This is a genomic window from Dolichospermum sp. UHCC 0352, from assembly GCF_009711925.1.
GTDB classification, from domain to species: Bacteria; Cyanobacteriota; Cyanobacteriia; order Cyanobacteriales; family Nostocaceae; genus Dolichospermum; species Dolichospermum lemmermannii.
The window spans coordinates 1-23,807 of sequence record NZ_VIKY01000120.1; the positions used below are offsets into that span (position 1 = coordinate 1).

The 23,807-nt window shown below is 38.0% G+C and carries 21 protein-coding genes and 2 pseudogenes; 14 read left to right on the top strand and 9 right to left on the bottom strand.

Annotation, left to right across the window (positions count from 1 at the left end; all coding sequences use genetic code 11):
• Positions 1–74: 74 nt before the first annotated feature.
• The gene (locus tag FJR06_RS08055; protein WP_015080609.1) at positions 75–689 is read right to left on the bottom strand and encodes a TetR/AcrR family transcriptional regulator; all 615 of its coding nucleotides are present in this window, start codon (positions 687–689) and stop codon (positions 75–77) included.
• Between the two features lie 150 nt (positions 690–839).
• On the opposite strand from FJR06_RS08055, the gene FJR06_RS08060 reads away from it, so the two are divergent.
• A complete protein-coding gene (locus tag FJR06_RS08060) occupies positions 840–2,417 on the top strand; it encodes a pitrilysin family protein (RefSeq protein ID WP_015080610.1) in 1,578 nt (525 codons plus the stop codon).
• Positions 2,418–2,583: 166 nt separating this feature from the next.
• A complete protein-coding gene (locus FJR06_RS08065) occupies positions 2,584–4,089 on the top strand; it encodes a pitrilysin family protein (RefSeq protein WP_168651202.1) in 1,506 nt (501 codons plus the stop codon).
• A 217-nt stretch (positions 4,090–4,306) separates the two neighbouring features.
• Here FJR06_RS08065 and FJR06_RS08070 read toward each other — a convergent pair whose 3' ends face one another.
• Positions 4,307–5,764: an ammonium transporter gene (locus FJR06_RS08070; protein ID WP_015080612.1), complete on the bottom strand. Its 1,458-nt coding sequence runs from the start codon at positions 5,762–5,764 to the stop codon at positions 4,307–4,309.
• A gap of 508 nt (positions 5,765–6,272) precedes the next feature.
• Here FJR06_RS08070 and FJR06_RS08075 point away from each other — a divergent pair.
• Positions 6,273–6,533 (top strand): hypothetical protein, encoded by a 261-nt coding sequence (locus FJR06_RS08075; protein WP_168651203.1) that lies wholly within the window; start codon positions 6,273–6,275, stop codon positions 6,531–6,533.
• A gap of 121 nt (positions 6,534–6,654) precedes the next feature.
• On the top strand, positions 6,655–7,014 hold the full coding sequence (locus tag FJR06_RS08080; RefSeq protein WP_174783440.1) for a hypothetical protein: 360 nt from the start codon (positions 6,655–6,657) through the stop codon (positions 7,012–7,014).
• A 35-nt stretch (positions 7,015–7,049) separates the two neighbouring features.
• Here FJR06_RS08080 and FJR06_RS08085 read toward each other — a convergent pair whose 3' ends face one another.
• Together FJR06_RS08085 and FJR06_RS08090 are read right to left on the bottom strand one after the other, a co-directional pair.
• On the bottom strand, positions 7,050–7,277 hold the full coding sequence (locus FJR06_RS08085) for a type II toxin-antitoxin system HicB family antitoxin (protein ID WP_168651204.1): 228 nt from the start codon (positions 7,275–7,277) through the stop codon (positions 7,050–7,052).
• A complete protein-coding gene (locus FJR06_RS08090) occupies positions 7,274–7,498 on the bottom strand; it encodes a type II toxin-antitoxin system HicA family toxin (RefSeq protein ID WP_148766287.1) in 225 nt (74 codons plus the stop codon). The genes FJR06_RS08085 and FJR06_RS08090 overlap by 4 nt, the downstream gene beginning before the upstream one ends.
• A gap of 186 nt (positions 7,499–7,684) precedes the next feature.
• Between FJR06_RS08090 and alaS the strand changes: the two genes are divergently transcribed.
• Positions 7,685–10,327 (top strand): alanine--tRNA ligase, encoded by a 2,643-nt coding sequence (gene alaS, locus FJR06_RS08095; RefSeq protein WP_168651205.1) that lies wholly within the window; start codon positions 7,685–7,687, stop codon positions 10,325–10,327.
• Between the two features lie 42 nt (positions 10,328–10,369).
• Here the strand turns inward: alaS and FJR06_RS08100 are convergent, their stop codons facing one another.
• Together FJR06_RS08100 and FJR06_RS08105 are read right to left on the bottom strand one after the other, a co-directional pair.
• Positions 10,370–10,585: a type II toxin-antitoxin system HicB family antitoxin gene (locus tag FJR06_RS08100; protein WP_148766283.1), complete on the bottom strand. Its 216-nt coding sequence runs from the start codon at positions 10,583–10,585 to the stop codon at positions 10,370–10,372.
• A complete protein-coding gene (locus FJR06_RS08105; protein ID WP_148766281.1) occupies positions 10,585–10,776 on the bottom strand; it encodes a type II toxin-antitoxin system HicA family toxin in 192 nt (63 codons plus the stop codon). Before FJR06_RS08105 ends, FJR06_RS08100 begins: the two co-directional genes overlap by 1 nt.
• 150 nt (positions 10,777–10,926) lie before the next feature.
• Here FJR06_RS08105 and FJR06_RS24875 point away from each other — a divergent pair.
• The 7 genes and pseudogenes from FJR06_RS24875 to FJR06_RS08130 form a co-directional block, all read left to right on the top strand.
• Positions 10,927–11,478: pseudogene (locus FJR06_RS24875) on the top strand (pentapeptide repeat-containing protein); the annotation flags it as partial.
• An 89-nt stretch (positions 11,479–11,567) separates the two neighbouring features.
• Positions 11,568–11,645 (top strand): annotated as a pseudogene (locus FJR06_RS24880) (hypothetical protein); the annotation flags it as partial.
• Positions 11,623–12,330, top strand: coding sequence for a pentapeptide repeat-containing protein (locus FJR06_RS24885; RefSeq protein WP_371723637.1), 708 nt, complete (start codon positions 11,623–11,625; stop codon positions 12,328–12,330). The pseudogene FJR06_RS24880 and the gene FJR06_RS24885, both read left to right, overlap by 23 nt.
• 61 nt (positions 12,331–12,391) lie before the next feature.
• Positions 12,392–13,486 (top strand): ATP/GTP-binding protein, encoded by a 1,095-nt coding sequence (locus FJR06_RS08115; protein ID WP_168651207.1) that lies wholly within the window; start codon positions 12,392–12,394, stop codon positions 13,484–13,486.
• 2 nt (positions 13,487–13,488) lie between these two features.
• Positions 13,489–14,145, top strand: coding sequence for a DUF3226 domain-containing protein (locus FJR06_RS08120; RefSeq protein ID WP_168651208.1), 657 nt, complete (start codon positions 13,489–13,491; stop codon positions 14,143–14,145).
• A 153-nt stretch (positions 14,146–14,298) separates the two neighbouring features.
• Positions 14,299–14,883 carry a Uma2 family endonuclease gene (locus FJR06_RS08125; RefSeq protein WP_015080620.1) on the top strand — a complete coding sequence of 195 codons (585 nt, stop codon included), beginning with the start codon at positions 14,299–14,301 and terminating at the stop codon, positions 14,881–14,883.
• A 79-nt stretch (positions 14,884–14,962) separates the two neighbouring features.
• On the top strand, positions 14,963–15,223 hold the full coding sequence (locus FJR06_RS08130; RefSeq protein ID WP_015080621.1) for a hypothetical protein: 261 nt from the start codon (positions 14,963–14,965) through the stop codon (positions 15,221–15,223).
• Here the strand turns inward: FJR06_RS08130 and FJR06_RS08135 are convergent.
• Together FJR06_RS08135 and FJR06_RS08140 are read right to left on the bottom strand one after the other, a co-directional pair.
• A complete protein-coding gene (locus FJR06_RS08135) occupies positions 15,220–16,116 on the bottom strand; it encodes a 1-aminocyclopropane-1-carboxylate deaminase/D-cysteine desulfhydrase (protein WP_168651209.1) in 897 nt (298 codons plus the stop codon). The two genes, FJR06_RS08130 and FJR06_RS08135, sit on opposite strands and share 4 nt — an antisense overlap.
• A gap of 72 nt (positions 16,117–16,188) precedes the next feature.
• A complete protein-coding gene (locus FJR06_RS08140) occupies positions 16,189–18,936 on the bottom strand; it encodes an efflux RND transporter permease subunit (RefSeq protein ID WP_015080623.1) in 2,748 nt (915 codons plus the stop codon).
• Positions 18,937–19,026: 90 nt separating this feature from the next.
• Between FJR06_RS08140 and FJR06_RS08145 the strand changes: the two genes are divergently transcribed.
• Positions 19,027–19,728 (top strand): phosphorylase, encoded by a 702-nt coding sequence (locus tag FJR06_RS08145; protein ID WP_015080624.1) that lies wholly within the window; start codon positions 19,027–19,029, stop codon positions 19,726–19,728.
• 35 nt (positions 19,729–19,763) lie between these two features.
• On the opposite strand, the gene FJR06_RS08150 is transcribed toward FJR06_RS08145, so the two are convergent.
• Positions 19,764–22,667, bottom strand: coding sequence for a DUF4114 domain-containing protein (locus FJR06_RS08150; protein WP_168651210.1), 2,904 nt, complete (start codon positions 22,665–22,667; stop codon positions 19,764–19,766).
• Between the two features lie 890 nt (positions 22,668–23,557).
• Between FJR06_RS08150 and FJR06_RS08155 the strand changes: the two genes are divergently transcribed.
• On the top strand, positions 23,558–23,807 hold a 250-nt coding region (locus FJR06_RS08155), incomplete at its 3' end, for a hypothetical protein (RefSeq protein ID WP_168651211.1).

The window sequence follows — 23,807 nt, forward strand, 5'->3', positions numbered from 1 at the left end:
CAAATGCTTCGCCCGTACAGTGGTCAGTGGTAATAATTATTATTGCCTCTTGCCTCTTGCCTCTTGCGTCCTGCCTATTCTTTTGCTAAGACACCGTTAAGGAAAATATCCGCTAGTCCCTCCGCCATTTTTTGCATTTCTTGGGGGGAGGCGTTGGGTTCTATGAGGGTATGATCGGAGAAACCGGCGATCGCAAATAAACCTAAAAAAACTTTAGCTCCAAGTTTGGCATCCATCTGACGATAGATGCCTTTATCTATTGCGGTTTGAAAAAATGCTTCAGCAACGGCTGTCATTTTATCAATAACTTCTGTTTGAATGCGATCGCGCAAATCTGGATGAAATTGGACTTCCATAAAGCAAACGCGCATGATATCGGCGTTTTTTTGTAAATTCCACATCCGCCGGCGCATAACTTGATCGATCGCCTTATAGCTACCCATTTCGCTGAGTTCTGTCAGCAAATCTGTGAGAATATCTACCCAGCCGCTAGTAGCTACTTCCACCAAAATTGCTTTTTTATTGGCAAAATGACGAAAGAGAGTTCCTTCAGCTACCCCTGCGGTTTGTGCTAAATCACGGGTTGTAGTTCCCTCGAACCCTTTGGCTGCAAACAATCGTTGTGCTGCTTGCAAAATGCGTGTACGCGTCTGCATTTCTGATGATGGAGGAGAACTAAAAATCCGCATGGTAGTTATTTTGATATATTTAAAACAAGATTCGTAGCCCTATTGTGGAACATCAAATGCTAAAAATACAAAAAGCTTAATAGAAGATAACTCTCTTTTTGTTAAGTAGTCTATTTCTCAAGTAATGTAAATTTACTTTAACTTTTGCTTATGCACCAGACAATTTTAAATTTCTTCATGGGTAACGTTAAAAATTCCCCATTCCGGCGGCTATTAGCCACCACTTTGGCATTAATGGTATTTAGTGGAGGATTGATCCCAGAAACAGCTTTAGCCCTGCAAAAATCCCCAAATTCCATTCAACCTTATCTAGAACAAGTAATTAATCGTCTCACTGAATTTCGCCTGGATAATGGACTGAAATTCATCGTTTTAGAAAGACATCAAGCCCCAGTAGTTTCCTTTCTCACCTATGCTGATGTCGGTGGAATTGATGAACCAGATGGACAAACAGGAGTAGCCCACTTTCTTGAACATCTAGCATTTAAAGGCACAAAACGCATCGGGACTACAGACTATAAAGCCGAAGCACCACTTTTAGCCAAGTTAGAACAGTTAGATAACCAAATCAAAACTGCAAAAACTAATAGTAAAAAAGATGAAATAGCGCGGTTAGAAACTGAATTTAAATCAGTAGAATCCCAAGCCATCAAATTAGTTAAACAAAACGAAATGGGGCAAATTGTTGAACAATCTGGAGGTGTGGGCTTAAATGCAACTACTTCCTCCGAAGCTACTCGCTATTTTTACAGTTTTCCAGCCAATAAATTAGAATTGTGGATGTCTTTAGAATCAGATCGCTTTTTAGATCCTGTATTTCGGGAATTCTATCAAGAAAAAGAAGTAATTTTGGAAGAAAGACGGCTGCGAGTGGAAAATTCTCCTATCGGCCAAATGGTGGAAAAATTCATAGATGCTGCTTTCAAAGTTCATCCTTACCGCCGACCGGTAATCGGTTATGATCAAGATATTCGCAACTTAACACCAGAGAATGTTAAGAAGTTTTTTGATGCTTATTATGCTCCCAGTAATTTAACAATTGCGATTGTGGGAGATGTCAACCCTGCGGAAGTGAAAAAACTGGCACAAACTTATTTTGGGCGTTATGCAGCTAAACCCAAACCCCAACAAAAACTACCTGTAGAACCCCAACAAACTGCCACCAGGGAAGTTACTTTAGAATTAGCTACTCAACCTTGGTATTTAGAAGGTTATCATCGTCCTGCTGTGACTGATCCTGATAATGCAGTTTATGAAATAATTGGCAGTTTATTGAGTGACGGCAGAACATCAAGACTGTTTAAGTCTTTGGTAGAAAAACAAAGTTTAGCCCTAAATGCTCAAGGTTCTAGTGGCTTTCCAGGGGATAAATATCCTAATCTCATCTTCTTTTATGCTCTCACATCTCCTGGAAAAACAGTCGATCAAGTAGCGATCGCTTTACGCCAAGAAATTGATAAGTTGAAAACAGAACCTGTATCTGCGGTGGAATTAGCCAGAATAAAAACCCAAGCAAGAGCCGGATTATTACGCAGCCTTGATTCTAACTCAGGCATGGCACAACAGTTGTTGGAATATGAAGTCAAAACCGGTTCTTGGCGCAATTTATTTGGGCAATTAGAAAAAATTGCCGCAGTCACTCCTGAAGATATTCAAAGAGTAGCCAAGGCAACATTTACGCCAGAAAATCGCATAGTTGGGAAGTTGTTATCAAAACAACCAGGATAGTACCGCAGGGCGGAATTAAAAATTAATAATTAAAAATTAAAAAAGCAAATTATCCCAGCTTTTTGGAGATTTTTAATAATTTGTTGATTTACGCCGTGTTGTCCTAAAAATTCTTAAATTCAAAAAGGATTAATCTTTCAATCCTGAACCAAAATTGCAGACAAATATGTTGAGGTTAGATTTGAAAAGCAAAAAATTCCAGTTTGCTAAGGGACAAAAATTTGTTTTCACATTGGTGATTGTTGTTGCTTGTTTGCTCGTAAATTTGAATTTTTCTTGGGCAGCAACAACAGCAAAGCATTACGATGAGTTAAAATTTGCCCCCGTTTCCGCAATTAAATTACCCAAGTATGAGCGATATGCACTTAAAAATGGCTTGGTAGTTTATTTGATGGAAGATCATGAATTACCATTGGTAACAGGTACAGCATTGATCAGAACAGGTAGCCGTTGGGAACAACCCGAAAAAGCAGGTTTAGCTAGTTTGGTGGGTTCTACATTGCGAAGTGGTGGCACTAAAAAGCATTCCGCTGATGAATTAAATGAGATATTAGAACAACGGGCTGCGTCTGTGGAAACAGATATGGGAGAAGCTGCTGGTAGTGCTAGTTTTGAAGCCCTGAGTGAAGATCTAGAAATGGCATTTGGGCTATTTAGTGAGGTATTACGAGAACCGGCTTTTGCACAGGAAAAGTTGGATTTGGATAAAACTCAAATTCGGGGTGGTATTGCTCGTCGCAATGATAACCCTAATAGTATTGCCAGTCGAGAGTTGAGAAAATTAATTTATGGGCAAGAAAGTCCCTACTCCCGAACTGTTGAGTATGCAACTCTTGATAAAATTTCCCGTGATGATTTGCTGAAATTTTATCAACAGTATTTTCACCCCAATCAGATCATTTTAGGGATTGTGGGTGATTTTAATTCTCAAAAAATGCGATCGCTCATTCAAGCCAAGTTTGGTGATTGGAAAGCAAATACTCAAATTGCTAAAACCCCATTACCACAAGTCACACAAGCTAATTTAGGCGGTGTATTTTCTGTTAATCAACCCCAACTCACCCAAAGTAGCGTTTTAATTGGTCATTTGGGTGGAAAATTCGACAATCCTGATTATCCAGCTTTGGATGTCATGAATGGCGTATTAAATGGCTTTGGGGGACGTTTATTTAATGAATTGCGATCGCGTCAAGGATTAGCTTACTCTGTATATGGAATGTGGAGTCCCCGTTTCGACTACCCCGGAACATTCCTAGCTGGAGGACAAACCCGCACCGAAACCACAGTTCAATTCATCAAATCCCTGGAAACAGAAATTAAACGGTTACAAACTGCAAATATCACAACCCAAGAATTAAATAAAGCCAAAGACTCTACACTCAACTCCTTTGTTTTCAACTTTCAAGATCCTAGCCAAACATTATCTAGATTAATGCGATACGAATATTATGGTTATCCCGCTGATTTCCTATTTCGTTATCAAAAAGCCATTACTGCTACTACAGCAGCAGATGTTAAACGGGTGGCACAGAAATACCTGAAACCAGAGAATTTAGTGACTTTAGTAGTCGGAAATCAAGCTGCTATGAAACAACCATTAACTGATTTAGCAGCCAAGGTAACATCAATAGATATTACCATTCCCGGCACTCAACCAGCAGTTAGGAATTAATAGAATTTAATTTAGATCCCCGACTTCTTAAAGAAGTCGGGGATCTGGTTGTTTTTGTTATTAATTTAAAATAGTTCTTCCTAGTCAATTATATGATAACACACTGAAAATTTTTTGTCAACACCATAAAATCACTTTTTTCCGGTTGGTGTTTTTGTGTTAGCCAGAGGGTGGGTTAGCTTGCACCTTAACCCACCAACAACTGATTTCGCAAACCCTACGGACTTACTTGAGGATTTTTGGAGTTATTTTTTTCCTTCTCTAAAAGCTCCTCAACTGCATGAAAATCAGACCAGACAGTTGCACCGTGTTCATAGTTATCAATCCCCACCTTATCAGCTTCAGGATTAACACGCAGCTTACCAATAGCATTGAGTCCAGTGAACATTAAAAAGGCAAAAGCAATAGTAAAAACTGATGTTGCAACTACGCCCAAAATCTGCACACCCAGCAAATCAAAACCACCACCTAAAAACAGTCCAGCTTTTTTATTCAAAGTCAGTTCTGGTTGACCTAAAAAACCAACTGCCAGTGTACCCATCATGCCATTAATACCATGAACAGAAAATGCTCCCGCAGGATCATCAATTTTGCACGCTTCAATAATATCAATACCCAAAACTACTAAAATTCCCCCAGTTAAACCAATCACAACCGCCGCCCAAGGTGCTATAAAAGCACAACCAGCGGTAATACCTACCAAACCTGCCAAAGAACCATTCAGACAATAGACTAAATCCCATTTACGTGAACGACTATATTGATAAAACATCGCCGCTAACGCCCCAGCCCCAGCCCCCAGGGACGTATTCAGGGTGATTAAACCAATTAAGCCAGGATTACCAGTACCAAGGGTTGAACCGGGGTTAAAGCCATACCAGCCAAACCAGAGAATCATCGTTCCCAAAGCTGCCAAACCTAAGTTATGGGCTGGAGGAATCTGCCCCCAAGGAGTTCGTCCAGGGCGTGGCCCAAGTAAAAAAGCACCAACTAAAGCTGTCCAACCCCCAACGGTGTGAACTACCGTACTACCAGCAAAGTCATGAAAACCAATTTTCGCTAACCAGCCACTGGAGTTCCATACCCAATGTACAACTACGGGATAGCTGAATGCAGCCATGATGGCACTATAAATTAAATCACCGATAAAGTCCGTTCTCCCAGCCATTGCCCCGGTAGTAATTGTACTGGCAGTAGCCGCAAAGGCAAACTGAAAGAAGAACAAAGTATAAGCATTGAGTCCAGAAGCGATTCCGGGAACACCACCATTGGTAAAAGCACCATTAACGGGTAATTGACTCAAGAAAAAGGTATCTGTACCAATAAACCCACCAGCACTCGTACCAAAGGCAATGCCAAAACCCACACCCCACCAGATGAGAATGGTGACAGCGGCATCAATAAAGTTTTCCAATAGGGCGTTTACTACACCTCTTCGGCGTAGCAAACCTGCCTCTAACATCGAAAATCCAGTCTGCATGAAGAATACTAAAAAGCCTGTGAGTAGTACCCAGGTAGTATCAATGGAAATTTGTAATTGTTTGGTTGTTGCGTCTAATGATTCCAGTGTCACAGGATCTGCGGCCTGGACAACTGTGGGCGCGAAAATTGCCAAGACCATTGAACCTATAGCTAGTGCTAGAAGGCGATATAAGGGGCGAATACGTTTATTCATTGCTGTTTTTCCTGCTAGAAAAGCTCTAATTAAGTTAGGCTTTTTATCTGATGTTGATGGTTGTAAATCTGTTATGTCTGTTCAATATGGTTATCAAAAATAAACATAGAACAATAACAGAAACTTATTTGATAATTCCTGCTTTTAGTTAAGTGGAATATTTATCAACTTGAATTACATAATAAATCAGAATTAAATTCTGATTTCTGAATTATTTCTTCATAAAGCTGGTTAATTCTCTATTTAATGAGAAAAAATATTCTGTATCATAAAATACATTTTTTGTAATTAGGATAAATTATTCACTCTGCAAAAATACAGAAAGCTTGTGTATTCCTGACAATATCAGCATTTACTCTGATTTGCATCTCTTAATTACGCCTGAAATCCTTCATATACAAAAATCTGATAATTGCGTAAATAGATATGTAGTATTTATATATACATTTGCTCCAGTCTAATATCTATTTGTGGTAAAATTTGGAACTTAGAAATATGTTTAGGAGTATTGGGACGCGAACTTATTAAAAGAGATTTAGCAAAAGTCAACAATGATGTAATTTGGTTACTTCTCGCGTCAATATTATCTCGACATACTATAACTTCTGATAGTTCATCAAGAATTAGTATTGTTAGCCTTATATCTTGTGTTAAAGATTGGGAATTACCTATTTTTGCTTTATTAAGTTCTGCACTAGATTCTTTTTTAAAGGTAAGTCTTCTTGAAGAAAATTCTCTTATTTCTGAACAGACTTTAGAGGGTGTTTGAAAAGTTATGGTTGATGTATCAAATATTTTTTACCCCACCCTAACCCTCCCCTTGTAAAGGGGAGGGAACTGGATTTTTATTGTTTCCCCCCTTTACAAGGGGAAAGGGGGGTAGCAATGTGATGAAAATTACGGAATACCACTTTTCAAACATCCTCTTAGATTTTATATCTACTTGGGGAGAAAATTATGCGAAAGCTCCTCGCACAAGAAAGCAACTTAGAGAGTTTAAATCTCTGATTCAATCAGTATTAGATAAAGTAGATGATTTGGATATACAAGAGGAATGGAAGGAAGGAATAGGGACATTTTTTCAAATAGCAGGACAACAGCAAGACAATCAATATTCAGATCAACGTATTTGGTCAGATGCTGGTAATTTGCTTAAAAAAATATATAGTCCTGCTGTCTTAAATGCTGATACAGGTGCAAATTATTATAAAGTACAAGACAATATATGGCGATTAATTAATTTGAGATAATATAGTACACCACTAATCACCTGATTATAAATTAATTAAGCCACATTAATCAATTGTTCTAAAGATTTAGCTAAGGGTAAAGGCTTTCCATATTCTTGATATTCAGCAATTAGCATTTCCATCACTTCCTGAGCATTTTTAACAGCTTCTTCATAAGTATCACCATGAGTATGATATTTTTGAGTAGGAAATTCAGGTAAATGAACTAAATAACATTTATCTTCACTACTCCATTGAATAATGATAGTATAAGGTAAATTCATTCTTCTAACTCCTTCTCTTGAATTGATTTTAATTTAGCTAATTTTTCGTTAACTTCTTTTTCTATATATAGTTTAGCATCATCTCCATCTTTGCCAGAGATGGTAATAGGATCTTCTGGTAATAAAGGATGATACCAACGGGTATGACTTCCTTTTGCACAACGGTAAATAAACCCAGCTTTTTTGAGTAAACTTTTTAATTCTCTGATTTTTTTCGGCATTTTTCCACGGAAATATTATTAAGGTATATGAATTGACGTTAATTTGATACCAATCAGTAATGGGAAACTCTGACCAAAGATCCTGAAAGCTAACTATATTTCTTATTTCCTGGCATAAGTTATAAATAGTAATGATGCTTTGTGCAGATTTTCCTCAATTAATTAAATTTGATTTCTTAAACACTCATGTCTTCAACTCCCCAGTATCTTAGCGGTAACGATATTCGTCAATTATTCCTTGATTTCTACGCACAACGGGGACACCAACCGCTTCCCAGTGCTTCTCTTGTTCCCGAAGATCCCACTGTGCTGCTGACTATAGCAGGTATGTTACCATTTAAACCGATTTTTCTGGGACAACGGACACCGGAATTTAAACGCGCTACAACTTCGCAAAAATGTATTCGTACCAATGATATCGAAAATGTGGGACGGACTCACCGCCATCATACATTTTTTGAGATGTTGGGGAATTTTAGCTTTGGTGATTATTTTAAGGCACAAGCGATCGCTTGGGGTTGGGAATTATCCACTCAAGTCTTTGGTTTCTCCCCCCAGAATCTCGTTGTCAGCGTGTTTGAAGACGACGATGAAGCTTTTACCATCTGGCGCGATACTATTGGTGTAACGGAAAAACGCATCAAACGCATGGGTGCAGATGATAATTTCTGGGTTTCTGGCGCTACTGGTCCCTGTGGTCCTTGTTCGGAAATTTATTATGATTTTCACCCAGAACGCGGTGAAGATAATATTGATTTAGAAGATGATACCCGATTTATCGAGTTTTATAACTTGGTATTTATGCAATATAATCGGGATGCGTCAGGTAATTTAACCCCGTTGCAAAACCAGAATATTGACACGGGAATGGGTTTGGAAAGAATGGCACAAATCCTGCAAAGGAAGCCGAATAATTATGAAACAGATTTGATTTTCCCGATTATTGAAACAGCAGCGAAAATTGCCAAAATTGATTATCATCAAAGTGATGAAAATACAAAAGTTTCTTTAAAGGTAATTGGTGATCATGTCCGTTCGGTTGTTCACATGATTGCTGATGAAATTCGCGCTTCTAATGTGGGAAGAGGTTATGTTTTACGGCGTTTAATTCGTCGCGTCGTTAGACATGGGAGATTAATCGGAATTTCTGGAGAATTTATTAACCAAGTTGCAGAAACCGCAATTTCTCTTTCTGAATCAATTTACCCCAATGTGCGACAAAGAGCAACTGCAATTAAAGCCGAATTGCAAAGAGAAGAAAGTAACTTCTTGAAAACTCTTGATAGAGGAGAAAAGCTATTAGCAGAAATTATCCAAACTGTAAAACAGCAAGGACAAACTTCCATTAGTGGTGAAAGTGCTTTTACTCTCTATGATACCTACGGTTTCCCATTAGAATTAACCCAAGAAGTTGCTGAAGAAAATAACATTACTGTTGATGTTGATGGTTTCAATGCAGAAATGCAAAAACAGGTAGAACGCGCAAAAGCAGCACATGAAACCATTGATTTAACTGTTCAAGGTTCTTTAGATAAACTTGCAGAACATATTCACTCCACACAATTCATTGGTTATACCCAATTAACAACAACAGCAAAAATCGAAGTTTTATTAGTTGCTGGTGTTTCGGAAGAAGCAGCAGAAGCAGGAACAGAAGTGCAAATTGTTTTAGATAAAACTCCTTTTTACGCGGAATCAGGGGGACAAATTGGTGATAAAGGATATATTTCTGGTGATGGTGTTTTAGTCAGAATTGAAGATGTGAAAAAAGAATCTGATTTCTTTATTCATTTCGGATATGTTGAACGTGGTACGATTAGAATTGGTGATGAAATTACCGCACAAATAGATACCGCTTGTCGTCGTCGCGCTCAAGCTAATCATACAGCAACTCATTTATTACAAGCTGCATTAAAGAAAGTCGTTGATGAAGGAATTTCTCAAGCTGGTTCTTTGGTTTCTTTTGATAGATTGCGCTTTGATTTTAACTGTCCCCGCGCTTTAACCGGTGAGGAAGTTATCCAAATTGAAGAATTAGTAAATAGTTGGATTTCCGAAGCTCATGGTGCTACAATCGAGGAGATGCCCATAGCAGAAGCAAAAGCGAAAGGTGCAGTAGCAATGTTTGGGGAAAAGTACGGTGATCAAGTGCGCGTGATTGATTTCCCTGGTGTTTCAATGGAATTATGTGGGGGAACTCATGTTAATAATACTGCGGAAATCGGCGTTTTCAAAATCATTGCTGAAGCGGGAGTTGCGTCTGGAGTGAGAAGAATAGAAGCGGTTTCTGGGGCTGCGGTATTGGATTATTTGAATATTCGTGATATAGTTGTGAAGGATTTGTGCGATCGCTTTAAAGTCAAACCGGAAGAAATACCCGACAGAATCACAACTTTACAAACCGAACTTCGCAACAACGAAAAAGAAATTCAAAGCCTGAAATCACAAATAGCAATAGTCAAATCTGACAGCTTATTACAAACTGCGGAAATCATCGGAGAACACAAAATCATTATTGCCCAAATGGAAGATATTGACGCAGAATCATTAAAAGCTGCTGCGGAAAGATTGCTGCAAAAAATCGGTAACGGTGCTGTAGTTTTGGGTTCTATTCCCGAAGCAGGAAAAGTAAGTATCGTTGCAGCTTTTAGTTCGGAAGTGAATAAAAAAGGTGTCCAAGCTGGAAAATTTGTGGGAACTATAGCGAAAATATGTGGAGGTGGAGGTGGTGGAAAACCCAACCTCGCGCAAGCTGGGGGACGTGACGCAAGTAAATTACCAGAAGCTTTAGAAACTGGGAAAAGTGATTTGTTAGCAGCGTTAAAATAGGATTCAGATCCCCGACTTCTCAAAGAAGTCGGGGATCTAGATTTATATAGTCACTGCAACTTTACCTACTTGTGTAAAAGCTTCAGGTATAGGTTTTCCATCTTCTTTCAATACTTCCAAATACAATTCTATAGCTTCTTTAATTAATTCTTCTGTTTCTTGTAGAGTATCACCACAGGCAACACATCCGGGTAAATCTGGAACATAAGCAGAATAATTACTACCTGCCCATTCATAGACTACTGCATAATTCTTCATTATTTGTCCTCCAGTTGTGCTTGGGAAAAAATACTCTTTCGAGTCCCTTCCGCTAAGTCTTTACTAAGTTTACCCGCTAATACCACGATACCCGATTTAATTTGATGTTTGAGGATACGATGACTACCTCGAATGCGATCTATATACCAACCATCTTCTTCCAGGATTTTGAGAACTTCTTTAACCTTCATTGTTTACTATCATAGCGTGATTAGTAATTTGATAAATTAATGGTAAAAATACCTCCTTAACAAGTATAATATATTTAATCTACAGAATCAAAAATTTTAGTTACTTATTAAGTTAGTTTAAGGAGTTGCATGATTTATCGTCAGGTAAAAATGGAAGATAGAGAACTTTTAAAATTCTACAAAGAAGGTAAAAGAAATTTTAGTCATCATAGATTATATAACAGAAATATTGAACTTCATAATATATGTGATAGGGTTATTTGGACTGATAATGCTCCCCCAAACTTTAGTAATGAAAACCTGGCAGAAATTATTTTAACTCATTCCTACTTGTATGATGCAAACCTGAGTGGTACAAATCTTAGTAGTGCAAGTTTAATTGATGTAGATTTGAGTTATGCAAATCTTAGTGGTGCAACTTTAATTGATACAGACTTTAAGGATACAAACTTATATCATGCAAACCTTAGTGGTGCTAATCTGTCTGGTGCAGATTTAACCAATACTTGTTTATATAGGGCTATTTTCAAAGATGTTATTATTGATGATAATACCAAAATTGATAAAAAATATTATTTGATTTCGCAAATATTTAATGAAGGAGTAGTAATTACAAATCTCTCTGGTGTTGATTTAACAGGTGTTTGTTTAGATGGTGCTAACTTAACTAAAGCTAACCTTTCTGGTGCAAGTTTACATGAAGTATGTGTTGATAATCAAATCATTAAAACAAGAAAAGAAGTTATTAGAACAAGCTTACAAAAAGCAATCTTAACAGAAGCGAATTTAGAAAATGCGAATTTGAGAGGAGTAGATTTGAGAGGAGCAAATTTAACAGGGGCAAATTTGAAAGGATCAAATTTAACGGGGGCAGATTTAAGAAGAGCAGATTTAACACAAGCAGATTTGAGGGGATCAAACTTGGCTGGATGTAGAATTAGGGATACTAACTTTTCAAAAGTTGATTTTAGAAACACTGATTTAACTAATACTAAAACTAACCTTACAGGTGCTAATTTTAAAGGAGCATATTATAATGATGAAACTAAATTTCCTACAGAATTTGATCCCAAAACTAAAAAAATGATAACTGAGGCAGATATTCAGAAATATCATAATTCTGGATGGATAGAATTATTAACTAAGAAAAAAATCAAAATAGCAAAATCTCCACCACCACGAGAAGGACAAGAAAAATTCAAAGAAGAACTAATAAAAAAATATGGTTATAAATGTTTAATCAGTGGTTGTCACATTGAACAAATTATTGAAGCAGCACATATTATTCCCTATCGGGATCTTAATTCTCATGATGTTGCTAATGGCTTACTTTTGAGAGTAGATTTGCATAGACTTTTTGATGCACACCTCATAGCTATTCATCCAACAACCAGAGAAGTATTAATATCTGAACAAATAGCGAAAGACTATCAAGATATTAGAGGAATAAAAATAGAAAATCGTTTGACTGGTGAAGATGCTACTAAACAACAGGACGCGCTAAGATATCATTATGAACAATGTAATTGGATAAATAAGCGACTTCTTGAATAATTCAGCGATCTGATATAATAAATTTAGTTATTATTTCTCTGTTATCTTCATTTAACAAACCATGCTAAAAAGTGTAAAAATAGAGAATTTTCGAGGTTTCAAATCTTTTGAACTTCAGCAATTAGGTAGAATTAACTTACTGGTTGGTGAAAATAATAGCGGTAAAACTTCTATCTTAGAAGCTATTCAACTTTTCTGTTCACGGTGTAATTTAGAAATACTACGTGAAACAATGAATAACCGCAGTGAATATTTTTATGATGATGAACTTAGGAGAGAAGGTGAAATTGGAAGAGATGGAGAGCTTGATATTCGTCACTTGTTTTATGGTCACGAAATTGAACCAGGAAGTCAATTATCTATCATAGATAATAATCAAAATAACCTAACTTTATCCATAGAATTACCTCCTAGTGATGAAAAAATACCAGATCAACTGAAAGAACTTCAATTTAGAGTTTCTTGGATTCCTGAATTAGAAGATGAACCTTTAATAATATTACCTTTATCATCAAATGGTGGACTTCCCGCATTTTATATACGTAAATCTCGTACAAAAAATGGTAAAAATCCAATACTAAAAACACTATTTATTACATCATCATCTTTGAAAACTGATCAAATGATAGAGTTATTTAATCAAGTGGTACTAACACCTGATGAAAAAATTATTGAGCAGATACTTAATAAAATAGATTCAAAAATTCAACGGATTGCTACGGTTAATCCTCAAAGATTAAGATACTCACCATACTCACGAAGTGGTTTTCTTGTACTTCTTGGAGATAGTAATCAGCGTGTACCTATTGGCAGTATGGGAGATGGAATTTGGCGAATTTTAGGACTTGCATTAGCTATAGTATCAGCTAAAGATGGATATTTATTTGTAGATGAAATTGACACTGGACTCCATTTTACTGCAATGTCTGATATGTGGAAAATGATTTGGGATACAGCCAAAAAATTAAATGTTCAAGTTTTTGCAACTACACATAATAGTGATTGTTGGAAAAGTTTAGCCGAAATTGCACAACAAGAAAATGTAACTGCTGATGGTATTAGGATTCATAGAATTGAAAAAGGTAAAGAAAAAAGTATAGTCTTTAATGAAGCACAAATTGTTATTGCTGCTGAAAGAGAATTAGAGGTACGTTAGCAATGGCAAAACATTATCACCCCAAAAGGCTATTAGTTGAAGGTCAAGATGATTTACGAGTCATACCAGAATTAATTGAAAAAAATGGAATTAATTGGGGAGCGAAAAAAGAGGAAGCAATTATATCAATTCAAGAATGTGGAGGTTATGAAAATATTACCTATGACCTGATATATACAGAATTACAAACTGGAAGATGTACACATTTAGGTTTAATAGTAGATGCAGATGATAATGCTTCTTTACGTTGGCAAAGTATTAGAAATGCTTGTTTGCAAATAGAAAGTATTTCTCATCTTCCTGAACAAATACCAGAAACAGGATTAATTATTAAGACACTAGATGATAAGAAATTTGGTGTTTGGATTATGCCAGATAATCAACTGAAAGGTATGTTAGAAACATTTTTAGCTTACATGATTCCAGATGAAAGCGAACCTCTTTGGCAATATACACAGGAAGTAGTAACAGAAGCAAAAGCTAGAGGTGCAAAATTTATAAATTCACATATTGATAAAGCTCGTATTTATTCTTGGTTAGCTTGGCAAAATCCTCCAGGAAGACAATTACATAATGCTATTCAGGAGAAAATTCTAGATCCACAACATCCCAAAGCACAAGTATTTGTTAAATGGTTTAAGGATTTGTATGATTTGTAATCTCAAAATTTAAAGATAACAATATCACCATAAGTTCTTTGTCCTTACCACTCATGTTTTATCAAATCGAACAAACTGCTAGACTATAATTATAACTGAGTTGAGAAATTTGTAGAAGCGATACCCAACCCATAAAACCTATAAATTAAAATTATGACTCTTGCACAAGAAACACGCTACTATTCCCCTGAAGAATACCTAGAATTAGAGGTAAACTCAGAAATACGTCACGAATATATCAACGGATTAATTATACCCATGACAGGCGGAACACCCAATCACAACCAACTTGCACTTAATTTCAGTGGTACACTCAATTATCTTCTCAAACGTCAACCTTATCAAGTCTTTGTCACAGATCAACGTCTTTGGATTCCCACCAGAAAAATTCATACCTACCCTGATATTATGGTTGTGAAAACTCCCTTAGAATATGAACAAGGAAGAAAAGACACCTTAGTAAATCCTGTGATGATTGCAGAAGTATTATCAAAATCTACCAAAAGTTATGATAGAGATGAAAAATTTGCAGCGTATCGGACAATTCCTAGCTTACAAGAATATATTTTAATTGACCAATACACAATGCACATTGAGCAGTATTTTAAAACCGATAGTAATAAATGGATATTTTCTGAATTTACAGATGAAGATAGTAGCTTAAACCTATCTTCTATTCCCTGCCAAATCTTGTTAACAGATATTTATGATAAAGTAGATTTCAACACCGAAGAATAAAAACTCAATCTTCCTCTTTGCGTCTTTGCGCCTCTGCGTGAGATAATCATAATTCTAAATACCAAAGGAGTCAATAAAAATGAGTCGCATTAATCCTTACACATTACAAATGCAAATTACCCAAATGTTTACTCAAGGACAATCATTTTTTGCCTTGACAAAAGTTCAAGATTGGTTAAAAGAACATAATCAAAACCCCTTAGACTACGAAATTCTCTTTCATAAAAAACCCGCACCTCCCGGTTCAAAAGAAGTCATGGTCATAGAAATAGAATTAAAACGCAAAGACGGACAACCTGTAGATCCTTGGTTACAAGAACAGGCTAATTTACACGCTTAATTCCCCTGTAAACCACCAGTATGGATTAATAGCAAAGATTCCGATTTAAAAAACCCTTTTGCAATTAAATCCATCACTCCATAAAACATTTTGCCTGTATATATATAATCTAAAGGTATATCATGTTGTTGTTGGAAATCTTGACAAAAGAGCTTTAATTTATTAGTTACCTTAGCGTAACCACCAAAATGATAATCAGATACAAGTTCCCAAGGTGCAGGAAAATTAACAGGTGTTGGTAAATCAGAAGCTAGATAATTTGTTAATAAGTTATTGATATCTTCCTTGAGAAAATCACCACCTTTCAAAACAGGAAAACCAATCACCCTTTGTTCTTGATTTAATGATAGTGTCATTCCTGCTAATGTTGTTCCTGTACCGCAAGCTAAACAGATAGTATCAAATCCTTTAACTGTTTGTAATATTTCTGTACAGCCACGCATACCATTTAAATTACAACCCCCTTCAGGAATCATAAATACTTCTCCAAATTGCTGTTTTAACTGATTTTGTAATTCTTCTGTATGGCGTTTTTTATAGGTCTGCCGATCAATATATACTAATTGCATTCCCTGTGCTACTGCAAATTCTAGAGTAGGATTTAAAGGAATATTTTCTTCTCCACGAATTACGCCAATAGTGCGAAAACCAAACAGATTTCCTGCGGCAGCGGTAGCATAAATATGATTAGAATAAGCACCACCAAAGGTGAGAATTGTCGATAATTTCCTCTCTTTAGCTTCTACCAGGTTATACTTGAGCTTAAACCATTTATTACCGTTGATTTGTGAGTGCATGAGATCCAGGCGTAATCCGAATAACTTAACATCTGCATTAGCACAGATTTCACTATTAATTTGTTGAATAAGTGGAGGAAAAAAAATTGACGACATTTTCAGGAAAAGTTAAGCTTTATAAAATACTAAGATCCCCGACTTAGCTAAAAAATCGGGGATCTGAAAGATTTATCCTTTCACCGTCTTCCTGGGAAACCAATCATCTAAAATGGCGTAGAATACCGGGACAACAAACAAGCTGAGAATAGTAGAACTTACCAAACCACCAGCTATAGATACAGCCATAGGCGATCGCAATTCCGAACCCGCACCTAAACCCAAAGCAATAGGAACCATCCCCAAAATTGTTGCCGCAGTTGTCATCATAATGGGACGTAAACGTACAGGTCCAGCTTTAAGAATTGCCTCAGTCCGTTCTAGTCCAGAATCCCGTAACTGATTAATATAATCTACGATTAAAATCGCATTTTTGTTAGTAATCCCCAGCAGAAACACAAAACCAATCAGAGATATCATCCCAAAATCACTTTTTGTAAATAGCAGTGCCAGCAACGCCCCAACCACTGCTAAAGGTAAAGAAAGACCAATAACTATGGGATCTACCCAACTTTTAAACAACCAAATTAGCACCACAATAATACAAAGTGCCGATAATCCCAGCGTTGTGCCAAAACTCCCAAAAACCTGATTTTGACGGGCAGAATCTCCCCCTAAATTCAAAGACACACCAGCCGGCATCACAGCTTTAGCTTCAGCTACGACTTGATCAGTTGCATCACCTAAAGTTAAATTTTGACCCAGGTTAGCACCGATATAAACTACTCGCTGATTATTCAACCTTTCAATTTGCAAAATCCCATCTTGTTGATAAGACGCACCTGTAATAGTCACATCAGCAAAACCAGATATTTTCTCAATTCGAGCTTTTACCGCTTTAGCTGCTGTCGTCAAAGCTTTGATATCATTACCTTGTAAAGCTATTTGTAAAGGTTTTTGTCCACCCGTATCAACAAACTGAATATCCTCTACACTTGTAGTTACACCCGCCAATTTTGGCAAAGCAGCACGGAGTTGGTCTTGTACTTCTGCCGTTTTCACTTCTCGCTCTGCTTTGAGCTTAACGTACAGCGTCCCCTTGTTTGGTTCACCTTCACGAGAACCCACAGTAGTAAATACCGTTGCCACAGCGGGGAACTTTCTCACTACTTCTTCCAGTTTCTTAGCAACATCCAAAGAATCGTTTAAAGGAATAGGAATAGGAATAGAAGATGATGAATCAGCCAAAGCCGCAGCAGATAAAGACGAATTTCCTAATTTATCTTTTTGTCCCATTTGTCCCAGTTGTCCTGCTTGTCCTCCTGGTTGTCCTAGTCCTCCTTGCACCCCTTGTGCTAGATCCCCAGGAAGACTAGGTAGAGGAGCAGTATAGACAATATTAAATTCTCCTCGGTCAAGTTTAGGAATAAATCCTTTGGGAATTAGGGGAATCAGGGCAAGACCAGCAATTAAACTACTTATAGCTAACCCAACAACTATCAAGCGGTGCTGCAAAGACCAGGCTAACAAGTTACGATAAGCTTGATCAAATTCTAGCCAAATTTTACTTTGCTTCTGAGGAGAACTGGATGGTTTAGCTTTAAGCCAATAAATAGCTAAGACTGGTGATAAGGTTCGGGCTACTAACATAGATGTCAGCATGGCAGCAGAAACGGTAATTCCAAAGGGTTTGAAAAACTGACCAATGACTCCACCCATTAAACCAATAGGCAAAAATACTGCTACCGCTGTCAAAGTAGCTGCGGTGACAGTTAAACCAATTTCATTAGTGGCTATCAAAGCGGCTTCGCGGGGGGTTTTCCCTTCTTCAATATGCCGCATGATGTTTTCTACATCAACTATGGCATCATCTACTATCGAGCCAATGACTAAAGCTAAGGCTAACAGGGTGATAGTTTCTAAGTTAAAGCCATATATCGCCATGACGATAAATGTTCCTAACAAAGATATGGGAATAGCTAAGGCAGAAATTAGGGTAGCTTGCCAATTCCATAAAAAGGGAAAGATGACGACAATTGATAAAATTATCGCTTCGATCAGGGCATCTATGGTGGAATGGGTGGCGTTGCGGATATATTCAGCTTGGGTAGCAGCTAAAGTGAGAGTAACATCTTTTAAGCTAGACCTTAGCTGTTGTACTTCTTTTTCTACCCGATTAACTACTTCCAAGGTATTAGCATCACCTTTTTTAATGACCTGAAAGGCTAAAGCCTGTTTACCATTGAACCTGACTAAAGTGCCGACTGGGGGTAATCCATTTGTTGCTGTTGGTGGTGGTGCATTCGTACTCACTTCCCCTAACAGAGAGACTTTCAGAATTCCTGGTAATTTAGCTATGCTAGGGACAATTTTATCTTTTACCAGTTGCCGTAAATTATCAATCTTCCCAGAAGAACTTTCAATGGCATAGCTAACAGCCGCTGATTCGTTCAGATTCAAAGGGATGATTTTTTTAGTGGCATTCTTAGGTAGATTTAATTGATTAACGATCTGAGAAATTTTATTAGTCGCAGTTTCTAAATTCGTACCCACCACAAAAGAGGAAACTACAGCAGTTTGACCAGGATAAGTTGATGAACGAATATCCTCAAGTCCTACCAGTGATTTGAGACTTTCCTCCAGTGGTTTAGTGAGTTTTTCTTCCGTATCTAGGGCTGATGTTAAAGGTGCTTGGACATTTACGACCACTACCGGAAAGGTGATATCTGGAAATAAAGCATATTTGAGGGAACTCAAGGCCAGGACACCAGCTACCGCTATACCTATCCAAAAACACACCGTCAACCAAGAAAACTTAATCGCTAATTTGGAAATATTGAAGCTTTCGCGGGCAGATTCTGAGTTATTAGTCTTTACCATCTGATAAAATTATTTAAGTCCTTGGTCATTAGTCATCGGTCTTTTGATCACTGACAACTGACAGGTTAGTATAGAACTTCTAGGATAACAATGGTTACGATCTTAGTCCCCCAGGGAGCAGAATATCAAGCCGTCTGTCGCGGATTAAGTCGCGTCCCCAGTTCCCAAGCCAAGGTATTAGCGATACCAATGGGAATCGAACCAGTGCGGAAATATTTACAACAATTCACCCATGGTCAAGCAAATCGGATGCTGATGATGGGTTTGTGCGGTAGCTTGAGCCAAAAATATCAAATTGGAGATATTGTTTTATATCAAAATTGTCTTTATCAAGGAAATCTGCAAGAGGGCAATAATTCCTTCACCGCAGATATACATAATCAACTTGGTGATCGTGTATCTTTAGTCAAAGGGTTAACGAGCGATCGCCTCTTATATAAAGCCACAGAAAAACGCCAGTTATATGAACAATCCGGTGCTGACGTTGTAGATATGGAAGGATATGCTTTTCTAGAATTTTTCCAGCAACCAGTTTCTCCACAGGTACAAATAGCCATCCTGCGAGTAGTTAGCGATGATGCTCATCATGACATCCCCAATATCACATCAGCCATTGGTGCAGACGGTTCATTACAACCTTTACCCTTAGCTTGGGAATTCATCCGTCAACCCCTAGCAGCGACTCGATTAATTACAGGTTCATTAAAAGGACTCAAAACTTTAACAGCAGTCACACAATTATTATTTACTCCTAACAAGATCCCCGACTTCTCTAAGAAGTCGGGGATCTGATTCTGATGAATATTCTCAAACCTGAGAAATATCTTTTACGCTTGAGCCAAATTGACTTTAACAATCACATCATTAAAATCTTTATCACCACCACCACGTAAATCCTCAAAACCAAAGGTATTATCACCTAACATCCGCACATGATCTACACCATCTGAGTTCGCACCCAAGAAGGTAAAGTAAATATCTGGATTATTATTAGGATTACTATCAAGTAGGGCATCAGGTGTACCATTCACAACAAGAAATGGTACATATATAGAGCCACCTTGAAGCGTATTATTGAAATTTGCCGTTCCACCGTTGTTCACAGCTAAATTAATGTCAGAAAGACGACCATTAATAGCTGCTTGAACATAACCATCTTGTCCTGGGAGGATATCAGCCTTACCATCACCATTAGTATCAATACCGCCATTCGCATCAGTCACGCGATAGAAACCAACAAAATTGTTGTAACTTGCTTCTCGGTTAACCACAAAATTAGCGGTTACTGCGCCAGTAATACCTCGTAAATCCAGCGATTCGCCTTGTGGTTTATTTTGCAAAGTTGTACCCAAAGTTGTAGCTCGATCACTTGCCTGAATTGTTAACGGAAAATCCTCAAAGCCGCTAGGATTACCAGAACCATCTTCCCAATCTAGGGAATACTGATCAGATCCCAAATCTGTAATCTTGAGATTAGCAGGGTTGGCAAACAGGACATTGCCAATAGAGGTGTTATTACTCAGTACAGAATCGGTTGAACCGTCTTTGACCAAATAGAATCTCAAATTGTCATTGGAGTTAAATCTTAATAACCTGTCCAGGCTAGTAGGATCAAATCCAGCAGGAAGATTAGTAAGGGTAGAGAAAACTACCTGACCTTTTGCTAATGCTTTTTCTGCATAACCCGCTTCATCGGGGGCAATACCATCAACTTTACCAGACGCATCATCAACAGTAAATACTCCAATTTCATTGCGACCGGAATTGGGTCCTGTTAATTTTACTTCCAGTGTTGCCTTGCCGTTGTTGCCTTTGATATTGAAGACATTATCACTAACTAGCGTTAGGAAATCGCTAACAGTGCCGGTGCCAGTGGAAGTTGGATTAACATCAGGTGTACCAGCAGATGTGGCAGCAGGCGTTCCGAAGATCACATAGGCTTCACCTGCTTGAGAATTAGCCAAGGGAGCGCCAATAATCAAATCATTAACACCATCACCATTGACATCTCCAGCACCACTGACTGACTGACCTAAGTTACTATTTTCAGCACCATCAATGATAAAGCCCTTTTCACCATCGTACTCAGGTGTATCGAAAGTTGAGAGTTCAAAGGTAGCGCCAAAGCCTTGTTTGCTACCATAAATAACATAGCCTTGTCCAGCGTTATCAGTAGCCTTTTTTGCCCCAAGAATGATGTCATCAATACCATCATCGTTAAAATCTCCCAAACCACTGACAGACCAACCTGAGTTGTCAAGGGCGGAAATACCGTTGATGGTAAAGCCATTGTTGCCATTGAGATTAGCAACATCAAGAGTCTTACCAAAACCGTTTTTATTACCAAAGACTACATAGCTTCTGCCAGCAGATTCTTTGTCATTGGGATTGCCATCTTTTGCCCCAATAATCAAGTCTCCGATGCCGTCACCGTTGATATCTCCAGCTTTGCTAACAGAGAAGCCTGATTGATCTCCTGCTTGTCCGTTGATGGTAAAACCATCGCTGCTATTGAGGTTAGAGACGTTGATAATATTGGAAGTAAGGGGATTTGTGGAGTCAGTTTTCCGTCCATAAATAACAAAACTGCTTCCAGAATTATCACCATTGGTATTAGCAGAGGGCGCACCAAGAATGATGTCATCAATCTTATCACCGTTGATATCTCCCGCATCACTAACGGAATAGCCCAGGTTATTTGGGTTATCACTGATGATTGCCAGGATGTCTACGGTTGAAGCGAAATCACCATCTTTTTTCCCAAAGATGATATAGGCTTCTCCTTTATTAGCTGTTCCGTCATCACTAGGATGAGTTGCACCAATTAATAGGTCTTTAACGCCATCACCATTAAAATCGCCAGCGCTGCTAACAGCCCAACCTACATTATCACCAGACTGATTACCTTTCATGGTAAAACCCTGGCTAGGTTCAAGGTTGGAGAGTTCGATGGGATTACTGAAATAGTTAGGGTCTTTACTACCAAAGACGACATAAGCAGCCCCGGAATTATCTCCATTGATGTCAGAAAAGGGTGCGCCAATGACTAGATCATCAACACCGTCACCGTTAATATCCCCAATATTGCTAACGGAACGGCCTGAGTCATCACCAACTTCTGCCCCATTAATCACAAAGCCTGTAGTAGCATTGAGATTGGAAGGGTCTATGACTTGTTGAAAGTTCTCTTTGCTGCCAAAGACTACATAAGTTTTCCCGGAGTTAAATTTGTCATTAGGATCACTCAAAGGTGAGCCGATGATTACATCCCCAATTCCATCACCGTTGATATCACCAGCATTGCTAACTGAGTAACCTAATTGATCATCACTTGCACCGCTGATGACAAAACCATCGTTGTTGGCTGTGGGTATAATCTCGCCAGTTACAGGATCTATAAGGCTAGTCTCGCCAGTTATAGGATCTATAACGGTTAGGAATAAAGTTTCAATAGGTGTGGGATTTGTGGTGGAAGTGTTATCTACGTTGGAACTAATATCTACATTGGAGCTAATATCCTGTTCGGAGGTGGTGTCTACAATGGAGGTGGTATTTTCAAGAGGGATAGGATCTTGTTCGGATGTGGTGGCTACATTAGAACTAATATCTTCAATGGCAGTAGGATCTTGTTCGGAGGTGATGCCTACATTAGAACTGATATCTTCAATGGCAGTGGTGTCTTCAATGAGAGTGGTATCTTCGAGTGTAGTGACGTTAATATCTGGTTCCATGATGGTGTCGTGTTATTGGTTTTTTGAATGTTTGATAAATTTCGGTTAGAGCAAAGCAGGTGTAATAGGTTGTTCCACCTTAGTTACACAAACATTTGCTATAAATCTGCGTTAAGAAATAGCTCTAGGCTGTAGTTGAGTTGCTAGAGTTGGTGTTGATGATAATAATGGATAGAATTTCATACCCCTGGGGTAAATATGCGTGTTTGTTTCTAAGTTTGAGTCATTAGAGTAACTGGGTATGGAAATAGGGGAATAGTAGTTAATGCCCTGGTATGCTGAAATTTCTCTGGACTGTAGTTGTGTTACCAGAGTTGGTATAGATAATCTTTTTTGAGATGGTCAGATCCGGTTAACTTCTATGGGAGATCAAACCTTCATCATCCATCTTATATACAAAAGTTTTCACCTCTTATGATCAAATCCAGGTCTATTTAAGACTTGGGTTTTTGCCGACGACACCCAAACGAAGGAAGATGCTGAAGTTTATGCCTGATTTGATTTAAGGACTCTTAGCTTTTCACTAACGAGAAAGTTTACTTTGATTGCCCGAAAACAGTACAGCCTAGATATTGTGCTATTAGTTGTGAAGCTTCTGTGAACTTGAGGTCAATAACACGCAAATTTCTGAGTTTGGCTTTTATCATTGGCTGTAAACATGACAATCAAATTTAGTCTGCGGTATGATACTTGATGTTAATGGAAAAAATTTCTCTTCCCTGTTCTCAAGTCCCGCTTCCTATAACTTAATCCCTAATTGCTAATGTCCAATCCGGACTTCTTTTAAATATTCTGACTACTTTTGATCTACTGTCTTTACCAGTAATCCTAATGTGTGGGTAATGCTGGGGCTGGTGTTTAATGGGTGAGAATGGGAATTTGGGGAAAAAATGTCTGCTACTGGTTGTCAACGGGGTAAACTCGGGAAGAAGGAGTCACCGAGTCAGGAGTCAGGAGAAGAAGAAGGAGTCACCGAGTCAGGAGTCAGGAGTCACCGAGTCAGGAGTCACCGAGTCAGGAGTCAGGAGTCACCGAGTCAGGAGTCAGGAGTCAGGAGTCAGGAGTCAGGAGAAGAAGAAGGAAGAAGAAGGAAGAAGAAGAAGGAAGAAGAAGGAAGAAGGAAGAAGGAAGAAGGAAGAA

What these genes read in the sequence shown, in the direction of transcription:
- FJR06_RS08115 (WP_168651207.1), top strand. Translation starts at nt 12,392, where the DNA reads ATGCTAAAAAGTGTAAAAATAGAGAATTTTCGAGGTTTCAAATCTTTT.
- FJR06_RS08060 (WP_015080610.1), top strand. Translation starts at nt 840, where the DNA reads ATGCACCAGACAATTTTAAATTTCTTCATGGGTAACGTTAAAAATTCC.
- FJR06_RS08125 (WP_015080620.1), top strand. Translation starts at nt 14,299, where the DNA reads ATGACTCTTGCACAAGAAACACGCTACTATTCCCCTGAAGAATACCTA.
- FJR06_RS08150 (WP_168651210.1), bottom strand. Translation starts at nt 22,667, where the DNA reads ATGGAACCAGATATTAACGTCACTACACTCGAAGATACCACTCTCATT.
- FJR06_RS08085 (WP_168651204.1), bottom strand. Translation starts at nt 7,277, where the DNA reads ATGAATTTACCTTATACTATCATTATTCAATGGAGTAGTGAAGATAAA.
- FJR06_RS08070 (WP_015080612.1), bottom strand. Translation starts at nt 5,764, where the DNA reads ATGAATAAACGTATTCGCCCCTTATATCGCCTTCTAGCACTAGCTATA.
- FJR06_RS08100 (WP_148766283.1), bottom strand. Translation starts at nt 10,585, where the DNA reads ATGAAGAATTATGCAGTAGTCTATGAATGGGCAGGTAGTAATTATTCT.
- FJR06_RS08065 (WP_168651202.1), top strand. Translation starts at nt 2,584, where the DNA reads ATGTTGAGGTTAGATTTGAAAAGCAAAAAATTCCAGTTTGCTAAGGGA.
- FJR06_RS08140 (WP_015080623.1), bottom strand. Translation starts at nt 18,936, where the DNA reads ATGGTAAAGACTAATAACTCAGAATCTGCCCGCGAAAGCTTCAATATT.
- FJR06_RS08120 (WP_168651208.1), top strand. Translation starts at nt 13,489, where the DNA reads ATGGCAAAACATTATCACCCCAAAAGGCTATTAGTTGAAGGTCAAGAT.
- FJR06_RS08080 (WP_174783440.1), top strand. Translation starts at nt 6,655, where the DNA reads ATGAAAATTACGGAATACCACTTTTCAAACATCCTCTTAGATTTTATA.
- FJR06_RS08105 (WP_148766281.1), bottom strand. Translation starts at nt 10,776, where the DNA reads ATGAAGGTTAAAGAAGTTCTCAAAATCCTGGAAGAAGATGGTTGGTAT.
- FJR06_RS08130 (WP_015080621.1), top strand. Translation starts at nt 14,963, where the DNA reads ATGAGTCGCATTAATCCTTACACATTACAAATGCAAATTACCCAAATG.
- FJR06_RS08090 (WP_148766287.1), bottom strand. Translation starts at nt 7,498, where the DNA reads ATGCCGAAAAAAATCAGAGAATTAAAAAGTTTACTCAAAAAAGCTGGG.
- alaS (WP_168651205.1), top strand. Translation starts at nt 7,685, where the DNA reads ATGTCTTCAACTCCCCAGTATCTTAGCGGTAACGATATTCGTCAATTA.
- FJR06_RS08055 (WP_015080609.1), bottom strand. Translation starts at nt 689, where the DNA reads ATGCGGATTTTTAGTTCTCCTCCATCATCAGAAATGCAGACGCGTACA.
- FJR06_RS08135 (WP_168651209.1), bottom strand. Translation starts at nt 16,116, where the DNA reads ATGTCGTCAATTTTTTTTCCTCCACTTATTCAACAAATTAATAGTGAA.
- FJR06_RS08145 (WP_015080624.1), top strand. Translation starts at nt 19,027, where the DNA reads ATGGTTACGATCTTAGTCCCCCAGGGAGCAGAATATCAAGCCGTCTGT.